18 protein-coding genes are annotated in these 20,344 nt (G+C 74.9%); 6 read left to right on the top strand and 12 right to left on the bottom strand.

Features of this window, described 5'->3' with window-relative positions; genetic code table 11:
• Positions 1–12: 12 nt before the first annotated feature.
• Both ACIQWR_RS02390 and ACIQWR_RS02385 read right to left on the bottom strand, forming a co-directional pair.
• Positions 13–1,470, bottom strand: a complete 1,458-nt coding sequence (locus tag ACIQWR_RS02390) for a penicillin-binding transpeptidase domain-containing protein (RefSeq protein ID WP_404004452.1) — start codon at positions 1,468–1,470, stop codon at positions 13–15.
• A complete protein-coding gene (locus tag ACIQWR_RS02385; protein ID WP_404004449.1) occupies positions 1,467–2,843 on the bottom strand; it encodes an FtsW/RodA/SpoVE family cell cycle protein in 1,377 nt (458 codons plus the stop codon). Before ACIQWR_RS02385 ends, ACIQWR_RS02390 begins: the two co-directional genes overlap by 4 nt.
• A gap of 119 nt (positions 2,844–2,962) precedes the next feature.
• On the opposite strand from ACIQWR_RS02385, the gene ACIQWR_RS02380 reads away from it, so the two are divergent.
• The 3 genes from ACIQWR_RS02380 to ACIQWR_RS02370 all read left to right on the top strand — a co-directional run bounded on the left by ACIQWR_RS02380 (position 2,963) and on the right by ACIQWR_RS02370 (position 5,232).
• Positions 2,963–3,397 (top strand): DUF6325 family protein, encoded by a 435-nt coding sequence (locus tag ACIQWR_RS02380; RefSeq protein WP_404004447.1) that lies wholly within the window; start codon positions 2,963–2,965, stop codon positions 3,395–3,397.
• Positions 3,397–3,657 carry an SHOCT domain-containing protein gene (locus tag ACIQWR_RS02375; RefSeq protein WP_404004446.1) on the top strand — a complete coding sequence of 87 codons (261 nt, stop codon included), beginning with the start codon at positions 3,397–3,399 and terminating at the stop codon, positions 3,655–3,657. The genes ACIQWR_RS02380 and ACIQWR_RS02375 overlap by 1 nt, the downstream gene beginning before the upstream one ends.
• Positions 3,658–3,858: 201 nt before the next feature.
• Entirely contained in the window at positions 3,859–5,232 is a 1,374-nt protein-coding gene (locus ACIQWR_RS02370; RefSeq protein WP_404004444.1) for an NlpC/P60 family protein, read from the top strand.
• On the opposite strand, the gene ACIQWR_RS02365 is transcribed toward ACIQWR_RS02370, so the two are convergent.
• From ACIQWR_RS02365 to ACIQWR_RS02345, 5 genes are all read right to left on the bottom strand, one after another.
• Positions 5,133–6,443, bottom strand: coding sequence for a styrene monooxygenase/indole monooxygenase family protein (locus ACIQWR_RS02365; protein ID WP_404004441.1), 1,311 nt, complete (start codon positions 6,441–6,443; stop codon positions 5,133–5,135). The genes ACIQWR_RS02370 and ACIQWR_RS02365 overlap by 100 nt on opposite strands.
• A gap of 74 nt (positions 6,444–6,517) precedes the next feature.
• Positions 6,518–7,090, bottom strand: a complete 573-nt coding sequence (locus ACIQWR_RS02360; protein ID WP_404005021.1) for a GTP-binding protein — start codon at positions 7,088–7,090, stop codon at positions 6,518–6,520.
• A 37-nt stretch (positions 7,091–7,127) separates the two neighbouring features.
• Complete coding sequence (locus tag ACIQWR_RS02355) at positions 7,128–7,520, bottom strand: DUF742 domain-containing protein (RefSeq protein WP_404004438.1); 393 nt, start codon at positions 7,518–7,520, stop codon at positions 7,128–7,130.
• Positions 7,517–8,020, bottom strand: coding sequence for a roadblock/LC7 domain-containing protein (locus ACIQWR_RS02350; protein ID WP_404004436.1), 504 nt, complete (start codon positions 8,018–8,020; stop codon positions 7,517–7,519). The genes ACIQWR_RS02355 and ACIQWR_RS02350 overlap by 4 nt, the downstream gene beginning before the upstream one ends.
• Positions 8,017–10,992 (bottom strand): nitrate- and nitrite sensing domain-containing protein, encoded by a 2,976-nt coding sequence (locus ACIQWR_RS02345; protein WP_404004435.1) that lies wholly within the window; start codon positions 10,990–10,992, stop codon positions 8,017–8,019. The genes ACIQWR_RS02350 and ACIQWR_RS02345 overlap by 4 nt, the downstream gene beginning before the upstream one ends.
• Before the next feature lie 462 nt (positions 10,993–11,454).
• On the opposite strand from ACIQWR_RS02345, the gene ACIQWR_RS02340 reads away from it, so the two are divergent.
• A complete protein-coding gene (locus ACIQWR_RS02340; protein WP_404004433.1) occupies positions 11,455–12,243 on the top strand; it encodes a hypothetical protein in 789 nt (262 codons plus the stop codon).
• A gap of 61 nt (positions 12,244–12,304) precedes the next feature.
• On the opposite strand, the gene ACIQWR_RS02335 is transcribed toward ACIQWR_RS02340, so the two are convergent.
• Both ACIQWR_RS02335 and lon read right to left on the bottom strand, forming a co-directional pair.
• Entirely contained in the window at positions 12,305–12,751 is a 447-nt protein-coding gene (locus ACIQWR_RS02335) for a MarR family winged helix-turn-helix transcriptional regulator (protein ID WP_404004431.1), read from the bottom strand.
• A gap of 99 nt (positions 12,752–12,850) precedes the next feature.
• A complete protein-coding gene (gene lon / locus ACIQWR_RS02330; protein WP_404004428.1) occupies positions 12,851–15,247 on the bottom strand; it encodes an endopeptidase La in 2,397 nt (798 codons plus the stop codon).
• A 149-nt stretch (positions 15,248–15,396) separates the two neighbouring features.
• Here lon and ACIQWR_RS02325 point away from each other — a divergent pair, with 149 nt between their 5' ends.
• Entirely contained in the window at positions 15,397–15,933 is a 537-nt protein-coding gene (locus ACIQWR_RS02325; RefSeq protein WP_404004426.1) for a DUF1877 family protein, read from the top strand.
• A 56-nt stretch (positions 15,934–15,989) separates the two neighbouring features.
• Here the strand turns inward: ACIQWR_RS02325 and ACIQWR_RS02320 are convergent, their stop codons facing one another.
• The 3 genes from ACIQWR_RS02320 to ACIQWR_RS02310 form a co-directional block, all read right to left on the bottom strand.
• A complete protein-coding gene (locus ACIQWR_RS02320) occupies positions 15,990–16,763 on the bottom strand; it encodes a DUF4097 family beta strand repeat-containing protein (RefSeq protein ID WP_404004423.1) in 774 nt (257 codons plus the stop codon).
• 450 nt (positions 16,764–17,213) lie between these two features.
• The gene (locus ACIQWR_RS02315; protein ID WP_404004421.1) at positions 17,214–18,062 is read right to left on the bottom strand and encodes a sulfurtransferase; all 849 of its coding nucleotides are present in this window, start codon (positions 18,060–18,062) and stop codon (positions 17,214–17,216) included.
• A 57-nt stretch (positions 18,063–18,119) separates the two neighbouring features.
• Complete coding sequence (locus tag ACIQWR_RS02310) at positions 18,120–19,523, bottom strand: hypothetical protein (protein ID WP_404004419.1); 1,404 nt, start codon at positions 19,521–19,523, stop codon at positions 18,120–18,122.
• Between the two features lie 36 nt (positions 19,524–19,559).
• Between ACIQWR_RS02310 and ACIQWR_RS02305 the strand changes: the two genes are divergently transcribed.
• Complete coding sequence (locus ACIQWR_RS02305) at positions 19,560–20,144, top strand: hypothetical protein (protein WP_404004417.1); 585 nt, start codon at positions 19,560–19,562, stop codon at positions 20,142–20,144.
• The last annotated feature ends 200 nt before the right edge of the window (positions 20,145–20,344 follow it).

Here is a 20,344-nt window from a genome sequence, read left to right as displayed (position 1 = left end):
GGTGTCGGACGCTCAGCGGGCCAGGGCCGCCCGCATCACGGCCCGGGCGATCGGGGCGGCCGCGCCGTTGCCGCTGATGTCCCCGCGGTCGGCCGCCGCGTCCTCCACGACCACGGCGACCGCCACGGCGGGCCGGCCCGCGGCCGCGTCCTGCGCCCAGCCGATGAACCAGGCGTACGGGACGCCCTCGTTGCCCACCCCGTGCTGGGCGGTCCCCGTCTTGCCGCCGACCCTGGCTCCCGGGATCGCCGCGTTGCGGCCCGTCCCGTCCTCCACCACCTTGACCATCAGCTGCTGGAGCCGCAGCGCCGTGCCCGGGGCCATCGCCCGGACCGGGCCGCGCTGGTCGCCGCGGCGGATCGGGTCGCCGTCGCCCTGCGTGGTCCGGTCGATGAGGTACGGGCCGCGCACCTCGCCCCCGTTGGCGACCGCGCCCGCGACCATCGCCATCTGGAGCGGGGTGGCGGTGGTGTTGAACTGGCCGATGGCGGACAGGGCCAGCTGGTCCTGGCTCATGTCGGTGTCGAAGTTGGACCGCGACACCCACGCCGGCACCCGCAGCCCCTCGTCGTTGAAGCCGAACCGGCGCGCCGCCTCCACCATCCCGCGCAGCCCGACCTGCACCCCGATCTTCGCCATCACCGTGTTGCAGGAGAACTGCACGGCCTCCGCCATGCTGGCGTCCTGGCAACCGCCGGAGGCGTTCGGCAGCGTGGTCGTGGTGCCGGGCAGGACGTAGGGGTCGGGGGTCTGCGTCGGGGCGTCCACGTCGCTCACCACTCCGGAGTCCAACGCGGCCGCCGCCGTCACGATCTTGAAGGTGGAGCCGGGCGGATAGGTCTCGCGCAGCGCCCGGTTGAGCATCGGCCGGGCCGGATCGGCGTTCAGTCGGGCCCAGGCGCTCTTGACGGCCGCACCCGTGCCCGAGAGCGCGGCCGGATCGTAGGAGGGGCTGCTGACCAGGGCGAGGATCCGCCCGGTGGCGGGCTCGATCGCGGCCACCGCACCGCGCTTGCCCGCGAGTCCGGCGTAGGCGGCGCTCTGCATGCCGCCCTTCAGCGTGAGCACCGCGTTGCCGCCGTCCGGGCGGCTGCGGGCCAGGTCGTACCAGAGCGGGAAGGCGGTCAGCCCGGGGTCGGTCCCGGCGAGGACCGCGTCCTCGGAGCGCTCGACGAAGCTGGTGCCGTAGGTCTGCGAGGAGTAGCCGGTGACGGGTGCGTACAGCGGGCCGTTCGTGTAGGTCCGCTCGTAGCGCAGCAGTTGGCGGCTGTCGCGGGAGCCGGTGATCGGGCGGCCGTCGACGAGGATGTTCCCGCGCGGCTGGGCGTACCGCTCGATCACCGGACGCTTGTTGGCCGGGTTCCCGGCCAGGGACGGGGCCTCCCAGAGCTGGACCCGGGCCACGCCCACGAACAGGGCGAGGAAGAGCGCCGCGCAGAAGTACCCGCACCAGCGGATGTACCGGATCATCCGACCCCGCCCTCCGCGCCGGCGTCGCCGCGCGGTCGCGGCCGCCGCGCGCTGTCGCTGAGCCGGACCAGCAGGGCCACGATGACCCAGTTGGTCACCACCGAGGAGCCGCCCTGGGCGAGGAAGGGCATCGCCATGCCGGTGAGCGGGATCAGCCCGGTGACCCCGCCCGCGATCACGAAGACCTGGAGGGCCACGATCGAGGCGAGCCCGGTGGCCAACAGCCGCCCGAAGGGGTCGCGCAGGGCGAGCCCGGCCTGGAAGCCGCGGGCGACGAGCAGGGCGTAGAGGACGAGGATCGCGCAGAGTCCGGCCAGGCCCAGCTCCTCGCCCGCGGTGGCGAGGACGAAGTCCGACTTGGCGGCGAAGCCGATCAGGAAGGACTGGCCGTGGCCGAGTCCGGCGCCGAGCAGTCCGCCCGCGCCGAAGGCGAAGAGCGACTGGGCGAGCTGGCCCGGGCCGCGCCCCTGCTCGATGGAGGCGAAAGGATTCAGCCAGTCCTCGACGCGACCGTGCACGTGCGGCTCGAAGGTCCCGACGGCGTACGCGCCCACGCCCGCGAGCAGCAGCCCGACGGCGATCCAGCCGATCCGACCGGTGGCGGTGAAGAGCATGATCACGAACAGCCCGAAGAACAGCAGCGAGGTGCCGAGGTCGCGCTCCAGGACCAGTACGCCGACGCTCAGCAGCCAGATCGCCAGGATCGGGCCCAGTACGCGGCCCGGCAGCATCCGCAGCCACAGGATCCGGCGGCCGGTCAGGGCCAGCGCGGTGCGGTTCGCGGCCAGGTAGGAGGCGAAGAAGACGGCGAGCAGGATCTTGGCGAACTCCCCGGGCTGGAAGGAGAGTCCCGCGAAGCGCACCCAGATGTGGGCGCCGTTGACCGCCGGGAAGAAGACGGGGACCAGCATCAGCGCGAGGGCGGTGGCCACCGCGAGGTACGCGTACCGCTGGAGCGAGCGGTGGTCGCGCAGCGCGGCCACCGCGACCACGAAGAGAGCGACCCCGAGCCCGGACCACAGCAGCTGGTCGCCCGCGGTGGGGTGGCCGGGCGTGGTGAGGTCGAGGCGCTGGATGAGGACCAGGCCGAGGCCGTTGAGGAGGAAGGCGATGGGCAGCAGCAGCGGGTCGGCGTAGGGCGCCCGCAGACGTACGGCGAGGTGCGCGAGGAGCGCGGCGACGGCGAGCCCGGCGGCGTGTCGGGAAGCGTGCGGGGGGAGGTGGCCGACGCTCGCGAGGCCGACGTAGAGGTGGCCGAGGACGGAGATGAGGACGGCGCCCGCGAGGAGGGTCAGCTCGACGCCCCTGCGCCTGGCGTGCGGTGCGCCGGGTGGCGGAGCGGGCTCCGTGACCTGTGCCGTCAGTGCGGTCATGAGGGCAACGTAGCAAGCGGCGGTAGGTTATGTCCCTTTATGTCATAGTGAGCCGAAGAGTCGCCGAAGAGTCGTCAGAAGTGGTCGCGCATGCGCCTGTCAGTCGAGGAGTCGGGGTCATGGGGCCTGTGGAGTTCATCGTCCTCGCCTTCCCGGAGGAGCAGCTGCGGGTGTCCGCGGTCGCGGCCGTGATGGGCCTGCGCAAGAGCGGGAACGTCCGGCTGATCGACGGGCTCGTGGCCACGAAGACGGCGGCGGGCGAGGTGCTGGCGGCGGAGTTCGACGAGTTCAAGGAGCTGAACGGGCTGCTGACCGGCCGGGAGGCGGCCCCGCTCATCGGGCCCGAGGACGTCCGCGAGGCGGCCGACCTGCTGGACCGCGGCAGCTGCGCGCTGCTGGTGTTGATCGAGCACCTGTGGGCCGAGGACGCGGCGATCGCCGTACGGGCGGCGGGCGGCCGGATCGCGGGCTCGGTCCGCATCCCCGCGGACCGGATCCCCACGGACCGGGTGCCCACGGAGCGGATGCCCACGGGCGGAACGGGAGCTGCGTGATGTTCATCCGACCGGTGCACGCGGTGGCCCGCCCCGCCGAGCGCCCGCCGGGGCGGCCGCTGCTACGGGGACTGCTGGCCCGCGGCGCGTACGTCTGGGAGGGCGGCGAACCCGCCCGCGGCGCGGCGGCCACCGCCCCGATGTCCCCGCAGGCCGCCGCCCTGGCCGGACGGCTGGAACGGCTCGGCGCGCTGGCCCGGGAGGGCCTGCTGACCCCGGAGGAGTTCTCGGCGGCGAAGGCGCGCCTGCTGAAGGGCTAGCGACGGAACCTGCGGCGGTACCCGCGGAAGCGGCGGCGAACCCGCGGCGGTACCCGCGCGGAACCGGATCGGCAGCCGCGCGGCCACCGCAGGAGCGCCTTGCGCCGGACGGGTGGGGGCGGCGACCCGGCCGACTCGGGTGGGCGATTTGTCATACCGGTCGTGGCACGATCACGCCCTCGGTTCCCCGGAGGTGATCCCATGTCACGTCGGCTGCTGCGTGCCGCCTGCATCGCCGCGACCCTGGTCGCGACCGTCCCGCTGTCCGCCGCCGCCGCGCCCTCGGTCGGCCCCCCGGTCGGCCCGCCCTCGGGGCCCGCGGCCGCACCGGCCGCGCCCGAGACCCCGGAGACCCCGGAGACCCCGGAAGCCCCCGAAGCGGCCGGGACCCCCGGAGCCACCGGAGCCGCCGGAGCCCTGCCCGGGGCACCCGGTGCGCCGGCCGTGGGCGGGCTGCTCACCCGGATGCAAGGGCTCTACCAGAAGGCCGAGGAGGCCGCCGAGGCCTACAACGCCACCGAAGTCGCCCTCACCGCGCGCCGCGCCGAGGAGCGCCGGCTCAGCGCCGACCTCGGCCGGGCCCGCACCGAGGTCGGCGCCCAGCAGGCGCTGGCCGGTCGGTTGGCCCGGGAGCAGTACCGGGGGGCCCGCGGCTTCTCCCCGTACGCCCGGATGCTGATGTCGGGCGACCCGAACAGCGCCCTGGACGAGCGCCGCCTCGCCGCGCACGAGGGCGCCCGTCGGGCCGGCGTACTGGCCCGGCTCGCGCAGGGCGAACAGCAGGCCGGGACCCTGGCGGCGGCCGCCCGCACGGCGCTGGACACCCAGCAGGCCCTGACGGCGGAGGGCAAGCGGCACAAGGACGAGGCCGCGGCGCAGCTCAAGGAGGTCGAGCGGCTGCTGGCCTCGCTCACCGCCGCGCAGCTGGCCGAGCTCGCCGATCGGGAGCGCGGCGAGAGCGCCGACGCGCAGCGGGAGCTGGTGGATTCGGGGCGCCTGGGCAGCCCCGGCGCGGCCGGCGCCCGTACGCCGAGCGCGGCGGGCGGCGCCGCGCTCGCCTATGCGAGCGAGCAGATCGGCAAGCCCTACGTGTGGGGCGCCGAGGGGCCGGCCTCCTTCGACTGCTCGGGGCTCACCTCGCGGGCCTGGGCGCACGCGGGACGCTCGATCCCGCGCACCAGCCAGGAGCAGTGGGCGCAGCTCCAAAAGGTGCCGCTGGACCGGCTGCGGCCCGGGGACCTGGTGGTCTACTTCCCCAAGGCGACCCACGTGGCCCTCTACGTCGGCAACGGCAAGGTGATCCAGGCACCCCGCCCGGGGGCCGAGGTCAAGGTGTCGCCGATCGCCGCGAACCCGCTGCTGGGGGCCGTGCGGCCGGATCCCGACGGGGTCGCGCTGGCGTCGTACAGCCCGCCGCCGCTGCCCGAGGGCGCCGGTTCGGGCACCGGGTCCGCGACGGCGGGTGACGACAGCGGCTACTCCTCCGAGGAGGCACTGCCCGGCGCGTCCTCGGCGACCGGGGCGTCCTCGGAGTCCGGCGCGGGCGAGGCCGCCGAGGCGACCTCCGCGAGGTAGTCCGCGGTGTCCTCGGGGTCGTAGAAGTACGCGTCGAAGTCGGCCGGGTTGTCGAAGCCGTTGGCGAAGCGGTCCGCGACCGGCTGGAGCCGCCCCGCCGCGCCGATCAGCTCCAGCACGTGCTCCGGCGGGGCGCCCAGCATCGCGTTGGTCCACTGCGTGACCGGCTTGCCGGTGGTGAACCAGTACTTGTCGAAGGTGGCCTTCATCCAGGCCTCGTCGAACGGCTTGTCCCCGTGCATGAGGATCGAGGAGAGGTACGAGGCCGCGCACTTGGCCGCCGAGTTCGAGCCCTGTCCGGTGATCGGGTCGTTCGCCACGACCACGTCCGCGACGCCCAGCACCACCCCGCCGCCGGGCAGCCGGCCGATCGGGTTGCGGACGATGGGCGCGTACCGGCCGGCCAGGGTGGCGCCCGCGTCCGTCAGCTCCACGTCCTTGGCCCGCGCGAACTCCCAGGGCGTGAACCGCTCCATCAGGTCCAGGGTGAAGGCGAGGTGCTTCGCCGGGTCCTTGATCCCGTCGAAGACGTCGAGCGGACCGCCCGGCACCCCCTCCCAGAACAGGATGTCCGCGCGCCCCGAGGTGGTCAGCGTGGGCATGAGGAAGAGCTCGCCGACGCCGGGGACCAGGTTGCAGCGGACCGCCTCGGTGTCCGGGTGTTCGGGCCGCGGGCCCAGCCCGTGCACGTAGGAGACGGCGAGCGCGCGCTGCGGGGCATCGTAGGGGGAACGCGCCGCGTCCCGCCCGAACAGGGAGACCAGCTCGCCCTTGCCCGCCGCGACGAGCACGAGGTCGTAGGTGCGGGAGAAGAAGTCCAGGTCGGCGAGGGAGGCGCCGTGGACGACCAGCTGGCCGCCGCGCTGCACGAAGGCGTCCAGCCAGCCCGCCATCTTCACGCGCTGGTCCACGGACTGCGCGAAGCCCTTGAGCCGGCCGAGCCAGTCGATCGGGCGGGAGCCGTCGGGGGCGGCGACCGAGACGCCGACGCCCTCGATCCGCGGGGCCAGGTCCTCCCAGGAGTTCAGCCCCAGGTCGCGCTCGTGCCGGAGCGCGGTGTCGAACATGCATTGCGTGGACATGACCCGGCCGCCGCGGATCTCGTCCGGCGTGCGGTTGGACATGAGGGTGACCTCGTACCCCTTGGCCTGGAGACCGAGGGCGAGCTGGAGACCGGACTGCCCGGCTCCGACGATGAGTATCTTGCGCATGGCGGTGTGTCTCTCCGGGCGATGCGGGGGCACGGGCGTACAGGACCACGTGCGTACGGGCGGTACGCGAGGGGCTATTCGGGGGTCGCGTCCAGGGCGTGGCCCACGAGCGTCAGCAGGGACTCCACGACCGTGGCCCGGTCGCGCGCGTCCATGACCACGACGGGCACGGACTCGGCGATGGTCAGCGCCTCCCGCACGTCCTCGGGCTCGTAGGAGTCGGAACCCTCGAAGTGGTTGACGGCGACGGCGTACGGCAGCCCGCAGCTCTCGAAGTAGTCGAGGGCCGGGAAGCAGTCGCGCAGGCGGCGGGTGTCGGCGAGCACGATGCCGCCGATCGCCCCGCGCACGAGGTCGTCCCACATGAACCAGAAACGTTTCTGGCCGGGCGTCCCGTACACGTACAGGACCAGGTCGTCGTCGAGCGTGACCCGGCCGAAGTCCATCGCGACGGTGGCCGTTTCCTTCTCCGGGGTGCCCGTCAGGTCGTCCGTCGGCGCGCTCGCCTGGGTCATCACCGCCTCGGTGCGCAGCGGGGTGATCTCCGAGACCGAGCCGACGAAGGTGGTCTTGCCCACCCCGAAGCCACCCGCGACCAGCACCTTGACGGCGACGGGGGCGCGGGAGCGGTCGTACTGCCAGGGCAGGACGGGATCGTCCGCGGGGTCCGCGGGGGCGGTCGGGTCAAAGACGGCGGAGCCCACTGAGCACCCTTTCGAGCAGCGCGCGGTCGGGGCGGCCGGCGGCGTGCCCGGTCCCGTAGACGCGGATCCGTCCCTGGTCGGCGAGGTCGCTGACGAGCACGCGGACCACGCCGAGCGGGAGCTTCAGCAGTGCGGATATCTCAGCGACCGTGCGCATGCGGCGGCACAGCTCGACGATCGCGCGCATCTCGGGCATCTTGTCGGGCCGGGCCGGCGCGGCCTTGGTCCCGGGGTCGAGGGTCGCGACGAAGCTCTCGACGTGCAGGACCTGCGCGAAGCGGGTGCGCCCGCCGGTGAGCGAGTACGGGCGGACGCGGGCGGGGCGCCGGTCCGCGCCGCGTATCGGCAGCCGGTCGGTGGCCGGACTCCTCACGAGGTGTTCTCCATCGACTGGCGCAGCTCGCTGCGGACTTCGGGGGTCAGGACATGGCCGGCGCGGCCGACGAAGAGCGCCATGTGGTAGGCGACGACGCTCATGTCGCAGTCCGGCGTGGCGTGCACGCCGAGCAGGGAGCCGTCGCTGATCGCGGTGACGAAGACGGAGCCGTGCTCCATCGCCACCATCGTCTGCTTGACTCCCCCGCCGTCCATCAGCTGGGCGGCGCCGGTGGTGAGGCTGCCGATCCCGGACACGATGGTCGCGAGGTCGGCGGTGGCTCCCCGCGGGCCCCTGAGACGGGCCCCGGGCTCCGCTCCGCCGTCCCCGTCACCGTCGCCGGCGGTCGGGCTTGGTTCGGAGGAGAGCAGCAGCAGGCCGTCGGAGGACACGACGGCGACCGAGACGATGCCGGGCACCTCCTCGACCAGATCGGTGAGCAGCCATTGCAGGTTGCGGGCCTGGGTGCTCAGTCCGTACGTACTGGGCGCGGTCATGTGCGTGCCTCCTGTGCGGTGTCCCCCGGATCTGTCTGGCCCTCGGCGTCCGCGAGTTCGGCCTCCACGACGCGCCGCCCGTCCCTGGACCCCTGGTAGAAACCGCCGAGGCGACGGCGGAGTTCCTCGGCGTCGACGCGCTTGGGTTCGGCGTCGCCGTCGGTCCCGGCCCCGGCGCCGGCCGCGGTGGTGGAACCCGTGGCCCGGCCGGGGGCCGCCACCGTGCGCGGGGTGCGCTTCGGCAGGCCCTTGTCGGTGACCGCCTCGTCGGCGAGGGCGGCGGGGTGGCTGCCCTGCCGGGGCACCCAGTCGCCGTGTGCGTCGGGAGCCTGGGCGTGCCCGTGCCCGTGCTCCGCGCGGGTGGCGGGCGTGAGGAGTTCCTGGCCGCCGGGCACCTTGCGCCCGGGCAGGTCGCCGCGCCGCGGCAGCGGGGCCGCGGGGGCGCCGCCGTCCGGTGCGGAGGGCACCACGCGGGCGAGCAGTTCCTCGGCCGGTTCGGGGGCTTGCGGGGCCGGTTCCTCGGCCTGCGGCAGCACCGGCAGCCGGACTTCGAGCGTGCGCTCGGCGTCGGGCACCTCCGGGTCCGCCGCGGTGGCGTCCTCCGGTTCCGGGGTCGGGTCGGGGGTCTTCTCGCTCAGCGGTACGACCGGGATCCACTCCCGCTCGCCCGCCGGAGCGGTGTCGTCCGACGCGTCCCGGGCGTCCGGCGCGTCAGTGGCGCCCTCGGCGTCGGACGGCGTCGCCTCCGGCGCGTCAGTGGCGCCCTCGGCGTCGGACGGCGTCGCCTCCGGCGCGGGAGCGGGAGCGGGGACGGACACGCCCTCGCCGCGCGGGCGCGCCGCCAGGACGTTGCCGTTGGCCTCGGCCACCACGCCGGGGAGGTCCAGGAAGGCGAAGCCCTCCGGGGCGGTCAGGTGCTGCACCGGGGAGCCCGGCGCGCCCACCGGCAGCAGCGCGGCCGGAACGACCACGAGGGCCTCCGTGCCGCCGCCGCGGGAGGCGCGGAGCTCGGCGGTGACCCCGTGGCGCGCGGCGAGGCGTCCCGCCACGTACAGCCCCAGGCCCAGCCCGTGCTCCGCCTCGGGCTCCTCGTCGTACGCCTCCGGCGCGGACAGCCGGGAGTTGAGGGCGGCGAGCCGGTCCCCGCTGACCCCGATGCCCTCGTCGATGACGGACAGCACGGCGTCGCCGTTGTCGAGCAGCCACCCGGAGACCTTGACCTTGGCCTCCGGCGGCGAGAAGGTCGTCGCGTTCTCCAGCAGTTCCGCCAGCACGTGCGAGATGTCGTCGGCCGCGTGCCCCGCCACCTGCGTGGCACCCGGCAGCGCCGCGAGGTCGACCCGCTCGTAGCGCTCGATCTCGCTCACCGCGGCCCGCATGACGTCCACCAGCGGGACCGCGCCCGCGTGCCCGGGCCCGTGTTCCTGACCCGCGAGGACCAGCAGGTTCTCGTTGTGGCGGCGCATCACCGTCGCCAGGTGGTCCAGCTTGAAGAGGGTGGCGAGCTGGTCGGGGTCCTGCTCCTTGGACTCCAACTCCTCGATGACCGCGAGCTGTCGCTCGACCAGGCCGAGGGTGCGCAGCGAGAGCGAGACGGAGGTCGTCGACATGATGCGCCGGTGCTCCTCCAGCCCCGCGCGCAGCCGTGCGAGTTCGTCCTCCAGGGCGCTGCGGCCGCTGCTCAGGGCCTCGTTGCGGCCGATGAGGCGGCGGCGGTCGGCGTCGAGCCCGGCGACCCGGGTGTGCAGGGAGACGGTCTGGTCGCGCACCGCGTTGAGGTGGCGGACCACCTCGGCGAACTCGTCGTTGCGCCCGGTGAAGCGGACCGGTTCCACCGAGCCCTCCGGGGTCGCCAGCCGTGCGGCGCCGCGGCGCAGGACGGACAGCGGCCGGGTGAGGGAGCGCGCGACGGCGGTCGCGAAGACGACGGCGAAGAGGAACAGCGCGCCGAGGATCGCGATCGTCCGCTCCAGGGCCGTCACGTCGTCGTCGCGCAGCGCGGCCAGCGCGCTGGAACGCTCCCCCGCGAGGGTGGATTCGACGGTCCGCATCCGGTCTATGCGCGCCGACAGCGCGCTCCCCACGGCCTCGCCGTCGAGCTTGCGGTCGGCGGGGGTGAGGGTGGGCCGGTCGGTGAGCCGCTTGAGGTAGTCCTCGGCGCTCTTCACCTCGGGGCCGGTGACGGTCGCGGCGAGGGTCTGGCGCACGTCGGGGCGGGCGGCGCGCGCGAAGTCGTCGAGCGCGGCCAGCTCCCGCACCCGCGAACGCTGGGCGGCGGTGGCGAGTTCGTCGACGGCGGCGGCGTTCTGGGGCTGCTCGCCGCGCGGCACGGCCAGCGCCGCGAGCAGCAGCCCGCGGGTGGCCGAGGCCTGCTCCACGGCTTGGCCGAGGGGGGCGAGCGGACGCGTGGTGGCGAGCGCTCCGGTGGCGCGGGGCGGGGTCAGTTCGGCGAGCTGGGCGCTCGGGGCGGTCAGCTGCGCGAGCAGGGCCGAGTAGGCCTGGTGGGCCGCGAGGGCGCCGCCCTTGCCGCCCACGGCCTCGGCGCGCACGCCCTGGATCCGGCCCAGCGTCCGGGCGAGCGGTTCGTCGGCGGCCGCGCGGAGTTCGCCGGTCTGCCGGTCGGTGCCCGCGGCGCGTCCGTCGACGACGGACCTGCCCGCGGGGCCCGTGGCGGGGCGCCCCTTGGCGACGTACTCGGTGACGGCGTCGCGCTCGTCGGCGAGCAGGTGCGTCAGGGTGAGCGTCTGCTGCGTCCGGTCGGCGAGGGTGACCAACTGCTGGGAGTCGTTCAGCTCGGAGGTGGCGGTGACCACCGCGGGGGCACCGGCCGCGAGGACGGTGAGCCCGGTGACGGCAACGCCCATGACCAGCCTGCGGCGCACCCGTACGGTGCGTCCCGCACGACCTGCCGCGGCGTGGCCGTCGGCAGGGGTGGCGGCGGTGCCGTTCTTCCGAGACGGCTTCTTCTGCACCGGTGCTCGCAATCCTGTACGTGTGCTCGTGCTCGTCTACTCGTGTGGCCGAGGTACCGGCCGGTCAACAAGTAAACGCCCCCTGCCCCCTCGTACCGCTTCAGACCTTCGCAGTGTGTTTGGGAGAGAGCCGCACATCGCTCACCCGGCCACTTGAACGAGTGAACAACACGGAGGAGTTGACGAACAACTCGGGCAGCTCCTCGTCAGGCCCGGTGTCCGGACAGACGGTTGAAAGATCCATGGGTGCTTGACAGGATGCCCGCCCACAGCTGCTCGGACCCTTCGATTCCGCCACTTTCGGACCATTCGGGCGGCGTTGGCCGCGCCGGCCGACCCCTCGCCCGCCGCCGCGGCACCCCCGCCGCGACCCGGCCCGTTCACCCGCTCGCGCCCCGCCCGCCCCTCCCCCGACCCCCGCCCGACCCCCGGCGGACCGGACATCCCGGGCAGACTGTCCGCATGCGCATCGACCTCTCCTCCGCCCCCGGCAACCCGGAACGCCCCAACGAGGACTGGCTGTCGGCCGCGTTGCCCACGTCGGGCGGCGGTGGCGTGCTCGTCGCGCTGGACGGGGTCACGCCCCCGGGCGGCGATGTCGGCTGCGGGCACGGCGTGCCGTGGTTCGTGGCCCGGCTCGGCGGACACCTGACCGAACTGTCCGGATCGCACGGGGACATGCCCCTCGACGGGGTGCTCGCCGAGGCGATCCGCCGTACGGCCGACGCACACCGTCAAACCTGTGACCTTTCTCACGTCCGCACGCCGCAGGCGACGGTGGTCGTGGTCCGCTGGGACGCGGAGTACGTCGAACACCTCGTCCTGTCCGACTCCGTGCTGCTGCTCCGCGGACCGGAGGGCGGGGTGACGGCCGTGCTGGACGACCGGCTCGACCGGGTGCCCGCCGAGCTCCTGCGCTCGGAGGCCGCGACCGACGTGCTGCGCAACGCGGACGCGCCGGGCGCCTTCTTCACCGCGGCCGCCGACCCGTCGGTGGCCGCCCGGGCGGTCACCGGCCGGACCCCGCGCGCCCGGGTGGTGGCGCTGGCCGCGCTGACGGACGGCGCGAGCCGCTGGACGGACACCTTCGGGGCGGGCGACTGGGCCGACTGCCTCGCGGTGCTGCGCAAGGAGGGCGCCGGGGCGCTGATCGACCGGGTCCGCGCGCTGGAATCCGCGGCGGCGGCCGCGGGCGGCCGGGTCCGCTCGAAGGTCCACGACGACGCCTCGGCGGCCTACGCGGAGCTGTGAGCCCGTACGGAACGGACCCGTACGGAACGGACCCGCGCGGAGCCGTGGGCCCGCGGGCGGGTCACTCGGCCTCGGCGCCCTGGTTCAGCTGGTTGAGCAGTCGGGCCAGCTCCGCGACCTCGCCGCGGTCCCAGTCCGCGAGCTTGCGCATGTACTGCTCGCGGCGGGCGTAGCGGACCCGCAGGAAGCGCTCCCGGCCCTCCTGGGTGAGGTCGACCAGGAAGGCGCGGCCGTCGGCCGGATCCTGTTCGCGGGCCACCAGCCCGAGGGTCTCCAGGGCGCGCAGCTGGCGGCTCATGGTCGCCTTGCCGACGCCGAAGTAGACGGCGAGGTCGGTGGCCCGCTGGCGGCCGGCCGCTTCGAGGCGGGTGAGCAGACCGTACGCCGCCGGTTCCAGCTCCGGGTGCAGTGCCCGGGCCATCTCGCCGGAGGAGGCGCGGGCCCTCCGGAGGAAGACGGACAGCTCCCGCTCCAGCGCGAGGAACTCCTGGTCTTCGCTCCCGTGCACGTACTGCTCCCATCGAAGGTGTGGAACACCAGTATCGAGCAGCGGATCGCGCGACGGCCCGGGACCCCGTCGCAGCGGGATCCCGGGCCGTCCGTCCGGTCAGGCGGCGACGACCACCGGCTCCGCCGCGGCCGACAGGGCCAGCTCCAGCACCTGGCGCACGTCCGTCACCGGGTGCACCTCCAGCCGCTCCAGCACCTCGGCCGGTACGTCGTCCAGGTCCGCCTCGTTCCGCTTCGGGATGATCACGGTGGTGATCCCGGCCCGGTGCGCGGCCAGCAGCTTCTGCTTGACCCCGCCGATCGGCAGCACCCGCCCGGTCAGCGACACCTCGCCGGTCATCGCCACGTCCGTCCGCACCTGGCGGCCCGACAGCAGCGAGGCCAGCGCCGTGGTCATCGTGATGCCCGCGCTCGGGCCGTCCTTGGGGACCGCGCCCGCCGGGAAGTGGATGTGCACGCCCCGGTCCTTGAGGTCGGCGACCGGGAGCTCCAGCTCCGCGCCGTGCGAGCGCAGGAAGCTGAGCGCGATCTGCGCCGACTCCTTCATCACGTCACCGAGCTGGCCGGTCAGGGTGAGCCCCGCGGCCCCGGTCTCCGGGTCGGCCAGCGAGGCCTCCACGAAGAGCACGTCGCCGCCCGCGCCGGTCACGGCGAGGCCGGTGGCCACACCGGGGACGGCGGTGCGCCGCTCGGCCGGGTCCTGGCCCGCCTCGGGCACGTGGTGCGGTCGCCCGATCAGGCCCCGCAGATCGTCCGCACCGATCCGGAAGGGGAGCTCGCGCTCGCCCAGTTCGTGCTGGGAGGCCACCTTGCGCAGCAGCCGCGCGATGGACCGCTCCAGCGTGCGCACGCCCGCCTCGCGGGTGTACTCGCCCGCCAGCTTGCGCAGCGCGTCCTCGCCGAGGGTGACCTCCTCGGCCGCCAGTCCGGCCCGCTCCAGCTGCCGGGGCAGCAGGTGGTCCCGGGCGATGACGACCTTCTCGTCCTCGGTGTAACCGTCCAGCCGGACCAGCTCCATGCGGTCCGCCAGCGCCTCCGGGATCGCCTCCAGCACATTGGCGGTGGCGAGGAAGACCACGTCGCTGAGGTCCAGTTCGACCTCCAGGTAGTGGTCCCGGAAGGTGTGGTTCTGGGCCGGGTCCAGGACCTCCAGCAGCGCCGCCGCCGGGTCGCCCCGGTAGTCGGAGCCCACCTTGTCGATCTCGTCCAGGAGCACCACCGGGTTCATCGACCCGGCCTCCTTGATGGCCCGCACGATCCGGCCGGGCAGCGCGCCGACGTACGTGCGGCGGTGGCCGCGGACCTCGGCCTCGTCCCGTACGCCGCCCAGCGCGACCCGGACGAACTTGCGCCCCATGGCGTGCGCCACGGACTCGCCGAGCGAGGTCTTGCCGACCCCGGGCGGCCCGACCAGGGCCAGCACGGCCCCGCCGCGACGGCCGCCGACGACGCCCATGCCGCGCTCGGAGCGGCGCTTGCGCACGGCCAGGTACTCCGTGATGCGGTCCTTCACGTCGCTCAGCCCGGCGTGCTCGGCGTCCAGGATCGCGCGGGCGCCCTGGATGTCGTACTCGTCCTCGGTCCGCTCGTTCCAGGGCAGTTCCAGCACGGTGTCCAGCCAGGTGCGGATCCAGGAGCCCTCGGGCGACTGGTCGCTCGCCCGCTCCAGCTTCTCGACCTCCTTGAGGGCCGCCTCGCGGACGTTCTCGGGCAGGTCGGCCTCCTCGACGCGGACGCGGTAGTCGTCGGACTCCTCGCCCTCCTTCTCGCCGTTCAGCTCGCGCAGTTCCTTGCGCACGGCCTCCAGCTGGCGGCGCAACAGGAACTCGCGCTGCTGCTTGTCGACGCCTTCCTGCACGTCCTTGGCGATGGACTCGGCCACGTCCTGTTCGGCGAGGTGGTCGCTGAGCATCGTGACGGCGAGCCGCAGGCGGGCGACGGCGTCGGCCGTCTCCAGCAGCTGGAGCTTCTGCTCCAGGGTCAGGAACGGCGAGTAGCCGGAGTTGTCGGCGAGGGCCGAGACGCCCTCGATCTGCTGCACCCGGTCCACGACCTGCCAGGCGCCGCGCTTCTTGAGCCAGCTGGTGGCGAGCGCCTTGTACTCCTTGACCAGCTCGGCGACGGCGCCGGGCAGCGGCTCCGGCACCTGCTCGTCGACGGTCTCCCCCTCCACCCACAGGGCGGCCCCCGGCCCGGTGGTACCGGCCCCGATCCGGACCCGGCCCCGGCCCCGGATCAGCGCCCCGGGATCCCCGTCGGACAGCCGCCCCACCTGCTCGACGGTGCCCAGCACACCGGTCCCGGCGTACTTCCCGTCGACCCGCGGTACGAGCAGCACCCGTGGCTTCCCGGTCCCGGCGGCGGCCTGGGCCGCTTCCACGGCACCGCGCACCTCCGAGTCGGACAGGTCCAGCGGAACGACCATCCCCGGCAGCACGACCTCGTCGTCAAGCGGCAGCACGGGCAGAGTGAGCGTTACGGACGTCGAAGCCATGATTTTCCCTCCGGCAGCGAAGTTGAGCTATGCCGACTCAATGCTTGTGCGCCGCCCAATGTTCCCCAACCTCCGTTCGCCCGGGGCGAACGCGTCCGGCCCTCCCCGGACCCGGGGCCGTTGTCAGTGGTCGGTCCTACCCTTCGCGCATGAGCATCCTCGGGAGCTACGTCCGGCTGGCCGTCGACGAGCTGGAGCGCGCCCGGCGCGATCCGGCCTGGGTCGAGGCGTGCCTGGGGGCGCGGTCCGAGGAGACGCACGGGGCGCTCGGGGCGGGATGGACGGGCGGGGAGCGGTGGTGCAGTACCGGTACGGCCTGGGACGCCCTCGGGTTCCTGACCCGGCGCCTCGGCTTCCCCGTCGACATCGCGCACGGCGAGGAGGCGCTCCCCTGGAGCGGGTCGGAGGGCGCCGGGGCGGGGGCGGCGGCGTGGAGCTACGGGCCGCCGCGCTGCCTGACGCCCGGGCAGGTGCGGACCGCCGCCGCGGCCATGGCGGCGACGGGCGGCGAGCGGCTGGTGGGCGGCGTCGGCCCGGCCGACCTGGCCCGGGCCGACGTCTACCCGGTGCACGCCTGGGAGGGCGGGGCGTCGCTGGAGGGCGTCGTGGCCCGCTACGAGGAGCTGCTGCCCTTCTTCCGCGCCGCGGCGGCGGACGGTGACGCGCTGCTGGTGTGGCTGTCCTAGGAGCTCGTCCAGGAGTTAGTCCAGGAATTGGTCCAGGAATTGGTCCAGGAGTTCGTCTAGGAGGCCGTGATCTTCACGTCGCCCGAGCTGGTCGTCACGGTCAGGCGCGCCGCGGCCGCCGCGTCCGTCGGGACGCTCACCTCGCGGTCGCCGGAGCTGGTGCTCACGCCGACCCGGTAGGGGCCGCCGGGCACGCGCAGGGTGACGTTCCCCGAGCTGGCCTGCGCCGTCACCGAGGAGGGCGCCCGCGTGAAGTCGAGGTGGGCGTCGCCGGAGCTGGAGCTCACCTCGGCGCCCGGCCCGCCCAGTGCCGTACCGGTGATCTCGCCGGAGGAGGTCGAGACGCGCAGCGCCCCGGCGATCCGGTCGGCCCGTACGGATCCGGAGCTCGCCTCCAGGTCGGCCTCCGCCACGCCCGTCACCTTGATGGAGCCGCTGCTCGTGCCCAGCTTCACCTTGGCCGCGGCCGGCACCTCCAGCCGGTAGTCGACGTAGCAGGAGGTGCCGTCGCCGCAGTCGTCGGTGAAGGTGAGGGCGCCGGCGGAGACCCGCTGGCCGGGGCGCGGCGCGGTGTCGCCGCGGTAGTGGACCGTGCGGTGGACGGCGACGCCGGGACCGTTGCCGGGGACCACCTCGATGGAGCCCCTGCGCGCGTCCTTGATCTCCACCGAGGTGACGGCCTCGGTGACGGTGGCGTCGGCGGCCGCGGTCTTCGTCGTCTTCTGGTCCCCGCCGGCGAGGAGGTCGGGGGTGCAGCCGGAGACGAGCAGGCCCGCGGTGAGGGCGGCGAGGGCCGTGACCGGCAGGGCGAGGGCGCGGCGTGAAGTCATGCGACCAGTCTCCCGACCGGGGCCCCGTCGATCGATGACGCTGCTACCCGTCCCGAGGTGGTGCTAGCACCACCCCCGTTCGCCCGCTGCCGACTCGATCCGCCGCCGGCGGGTGTCCTCAATCGCCGGACGGGCCGGCTCCCCCACCCCCGGACACCGGCGCGCCCCGCCCCAGCCCTCCGGGCCCGGCCCACATCAGCCCGTCCGGCGCCCGAGGCCCGGCCCAAATCAGCCCATCCGGCGCCCGAGGCCCGGCCCACATCAGCCCGTCCGGCGTTTGAGGACCCGCCGGAGGCAGGCCGCGCCGACGCGGACCGGAACCGGCCCACCTGCGACGGAACATCCGAGGTATCCGGGACCCTCGGACCGTCTCGCCCCCGGCCGCCCCCGGCGGGTCCTCAAACGCCGGACGGGCTGAATGTGGCCCGACACCCGGCCCGGAGGGCCTGGTCAGGGGCCGGTGGTCACCGGGAGGGGGCCGGGGGCGCCCCACTCGCTCCACGACCCGTCGTACACCCCCGGATCGGCGTACCCCGCCAACACCGCCCCCAGCGCGAGCACACAGGCCGTGACCCCCGAACCGCAGCTGACGTACAGCCGCTCCCGATCCCCCGCCACCCCCCGCAGCGCGGCCCGCAGCTCCGCCTCCGGCAGCATCGCACCACCCCGCTGGAGCTCGCCGAACGGCAGGTTGAGCGCGCCCGGCATGTGCCCGCCGCGCACCCCGGCCCGGGGTTCGGGGGCCGTCCCGGCGAAGCGTTCGCGCGTACGGGCGTCCAGGACCGCCGCACCCGCCGGATCCGCGAGGGCCGCGGTGACGGCCGCGCTGTCCACGATCAGCCCGGGCCGGGGCCGGGCGGTGAAGGTCCCCCGGGGCCCGTCGTACCCGGCGGGCAGCTCCTCGACCGGCAGCCCGGCCGCCTCCCAGGCGGGCAGTCCGCCGTCGAGCACCGCGGCCCGGTCGAAGCCCATCGCCCGCAGCATCCACCAGGCGCGGGCGCTGGAGTAGATCCCCGCACCGTCGTAGACCACCACGGCGCTGGTGTCGTCGATCCCGAGGGCCCGGACGGCCCCGGCGAAGGCCTCGGGTCCGGGCATGGCGTGCGGCGCGGGGGCGGTGTGGTCGGAGAGGACGCCGTCGAGGTCGAAGGGCCGGGCCCCGGCGATCCGTCGGGGCGCCCCGCGGTGGGCCCCGACGGACGCGTCCACCACGATGAGCCCGTCCTCCCCGAGGAGTTCGGCGAGCCGTGCCACGCCGATCAACGGGCGGTCGAAGTCGAAGGGGGAACTGACCGTCACTGCGGGCCTCCTGGGTACGCGGGGTCCCCCATCCTGCCCAACCGGGTCCCGAGGTGGCTACGAACAGCCGCCCGGGCGGGCGAAGACGGCCAGGCGGGCGCCGTGGACGGGGACGATCCGGCACAGGTCGAAGTGCGCGGCCAGGGCCTGCCGCTTCACCGCCTCCCGCGGGTACGGGTCCACCGGTTCGCCCACCGGGTCGAGGACCGCGAGGACCCGGGGGGCGGCGAGCAGCCGGGCGCGCAGCCGCTCCGCCGGCAGTTCGGTGCCCCACAGGGTGCGCGAGGTCGCCGGGGACCGGTCGAGGGCCACGTCGTCCAGCGGCCCGTACACCCCGGGCGAGGACAGCAGCCATTCGCGCCGCCGCGCCGGCATGAAGAGCACCGCGTCCCCCGGGCGGGCCTCGGCCCGGACGGCCGCCGCGACGGCGAGGACGTCGTCCTTGCGGCTCTCGGGCGTCCGCAGCCACGCCGACCAGAAGCCGAACGGCAATAGCAGCGCGGCCGCCACCACCCAGGCGACCCAGCCCCCCGCCGCCAGCCGGGCCCCCGCGAGCAGGGCGAGGCCGGCGAGGGCGTAGAGCACGTACCGGTCGACGTACAGCGGGTGCACCAGCGAGACGAAGAGCAGCAGTCCGGGCGGTACGAGCGTCAGGGGCAGCGCGACGCGCACGAGCGCGCGGTCCGGGATCCCCCGCGCGAGCAGCAGCGCCGCGCCCGCGACCACGACGTACGCCGCCCAGTCGGCCGGCTTCGGGCGGCCGAGCCAGCCGAGCTGCTGCTGCGCCTGCCCCGCGCTCAGCAGCACCAGCGGGGCGAGCGAGAGCGCCACGGCCAGGGCGCTCCACCGCCAGGCCCGCGAGCGCCACGCCACGAAGCCGTGCGCGAGCAGGGCCAGTACGGCGAACTCGTGCAGCCAGCAGCCGAGCGCGAGCACCACGGCGTAGGCGACCCAGCGCTCGCGCACCAGGAAGTACGTCGCCCAGCTCACGGCGGCCGCGACCAGCGCGTACGAGCGGCCCTCCTGGGCGTACATCTGCACCGGGGGCGCCACCGCGTAGGCCGCTCCCGCGAGCAGCGCGACCCGCTCCCCGGCCAGCCGGTGCGCGAGCGCCGCGACGCCGGCGGCGGCGAGCGCGGTGGCGGCGACGGAGGGCAGCCGCAGCGCCCACAGCACGCCGTCCCACAGCGCGAAGACGCCGTGCATCAGCAGGTAGTACACGCCGTGGACGGCGTCGACCTGCCCGAGCAGACCGGTGAGCTGCCCGAAGCTCCGGTGGGCGACCTGGTAGGTCACCGACTCGTCGCGCCACATGGAGCCGCCGCGCGGCAGCTCCCACAGGCCGAGGGCGAGCGCGAGCAGCGGAGGCAGCCAGCGCCACGCTCCGGGCCACGGCCGGAACCAGGCGGTGTTGCGGCTGATGGTGTGCCTCCGGGTGACGTGCGGGCGCGGGACCTCCATACTCGGGGGCGACCCGAGTCCTCACGGAGGTGGGGTGTGCGAACGTACCGAACGGCGGCCGCATCGGCCGTCGGCGCGCTGGCCGTCGTACTCGTGCTCGCCCTCGGCGGCTGCACGTCCACCGGACCGGCCGGACCGGACCCCGCCCCCGGGCCGGGGTCCAGCAGCGCCGCCCCCACCCCCACCGCCGCTCCGGGCACCACGGGCTCCGCCACCGCGGCACCGACCGCCCCCGGCACGCCCACCGGCCGCGCCACCCCGAGCCGCGCCGCGCAGCTGCTGCGGGTCACCCGCAGCGGGGGCTTCGCCGGGCACCGGAGCACCCTGGACGTCCTGGACGACGGGTCGTGGACCCTCCTGGACGGCTCGGCGAAACCGGTGGGCACGGGGAAGCTGACGGCCGCCCGCCTCGACGGGCTGCGCGCCGCCGTCCGGCAGGTCGACTTCGTCCACCCGCCACCGGCGGCCACGGGCGGGGCGACGGTGTACGACGGCTTCACCTACGCCTTCGCCCACGCCGGCCACGAGGTGACCGCGTCCGACGGCGCGATCCCGCCGTCCCTGCGAAAGATCCTGGACGCCCTACCGTCCTTCGACCCCACCAGCCCACCCAGCGACTGAGGACCCGCCAACCCAGCCCGGCGACTGAAGACCCGCCAACCCAGCCCACCCGGCGAATCCAGCCCACCCGGCGTTTGCGGGCCCGCCCAACCCAGCCGGGCGGCTGAGGACCCGCCAATCCAGCCCGCCCGGCGAATCCAGCCCGCCCGGCGTTTGAGGGCCCGCCGGAGGCACCATCGACCCCGCCGGAGGCACCATCA

It is taken from the genome of Streptomyces sp. NPDC098789 (assembly GCF_044759975.1).
Taxonomy (GTDB): domain Bacteria; phylum Actinomycetota; class Actinomycetes; order Streptomycetales; family Streptomycetaceae; genus Streptomyces.
The sequence above is the reverse complement of the archived record's forward strand: the minus strand, read 5'-3'. Positions and strand labels throughout refer to the sequence as shown.

What these genes read in the sequence shown, in the direction of transcription:
- ACIQWR_RS02390 (WP_404004452.1), bottom strand. Translation starts at nt 1,470, where the DNA reads ATGATCCGGTACATCCGCTGGTGCGGGTACTTCTGCGCGGCGCTCTTC.
- ACIQWR_RS02385 (WP_404004449.1), bottom strand. Translation starts at nt 2,843, where the DNA reads ATGACCGCACTGACGGCACAGGTCACGGAGCCCGCTCCGCCACCCGGC.
- ACIQWR_RS02380 (WP_404004447.1), top strand. Translation starts at nt 2,963, where the DNA reads ATGGGGCCTGTGGAGTTCATCGTCCTCGCCTTCCCGGAGGAGCAGCTG.
- ACIQWR_RS02375 (WP_404004446.1), top strand. Translation starts at nt 3,397, where the DNA reads ATGTTCATCCGACCGGTGCACGCGGTGGCCCGCCCCGCCGAGCGCCCG.
- ACIQWR_RS02370 (WP_404004444.1), top strand. Translation starts at nt 3,859, where the DNA reads ATGTCACGTCGGCTGCTGCGTGCCGCCTGCATCGCCGCGACCCTGGTC.
- ACIQWR_RS02365 (WP_404004441.1), bottom strand. Translation starts at nt 6,443, where the DNA reads ATGCGCAAGATACTCATCGTCGGAGCCGGGCAGTCCGGTCTCCAGCTC.
- ACIQWR_RS02350 (WP_404004436.1), bottom strand. Translation starts at nt 8,020, where the DNA reads ATGACCGCGCCCAGTACGTACGGACTGAGCACCCAGGCCCGCAACCTG.
- ACIQWR_RS02340 (WP_404004433.1), top strand. Translation starts at nt 11,455, where the DNA reads ATGCGCATCGACCTCTCCTCCGCCCCCGGCAACCCGGAACGCCCCAAC.
- lon (WP_404004428.1), bottom strand. Translation starts at nt 15,247, where the DNA reads ATGGCTTCGACGTCCGTAACGCTCACTCTGCCCGTGCTGCCGCTTGAC.
- ACIQWR_RS02325 (WP_404004426.1), top strand. Translation starts at nt 15,397, where the DNA reads ATGAGCATCCTCGGGAGCTACGTCCGGCTGGCCGTCGACGAGCTGGAG.
- ACIQWR_RS02320 (WP_404004423.1), bottom strand. Translation starts at nt 16,763, where the DNA reads ATGACTTCACGCCGCGCCCTCGCCCTGCCGGTCACGGCCCTCGCCGCC.
- ACIQWR_RS02310 (WP_404004419.1), bottom strand. Translation starts at nt 19,523, where the DNA reads ATGGAGGTCCCGCGCCCGCACGTCACCCGGAGGCACACCATCAGCCGC.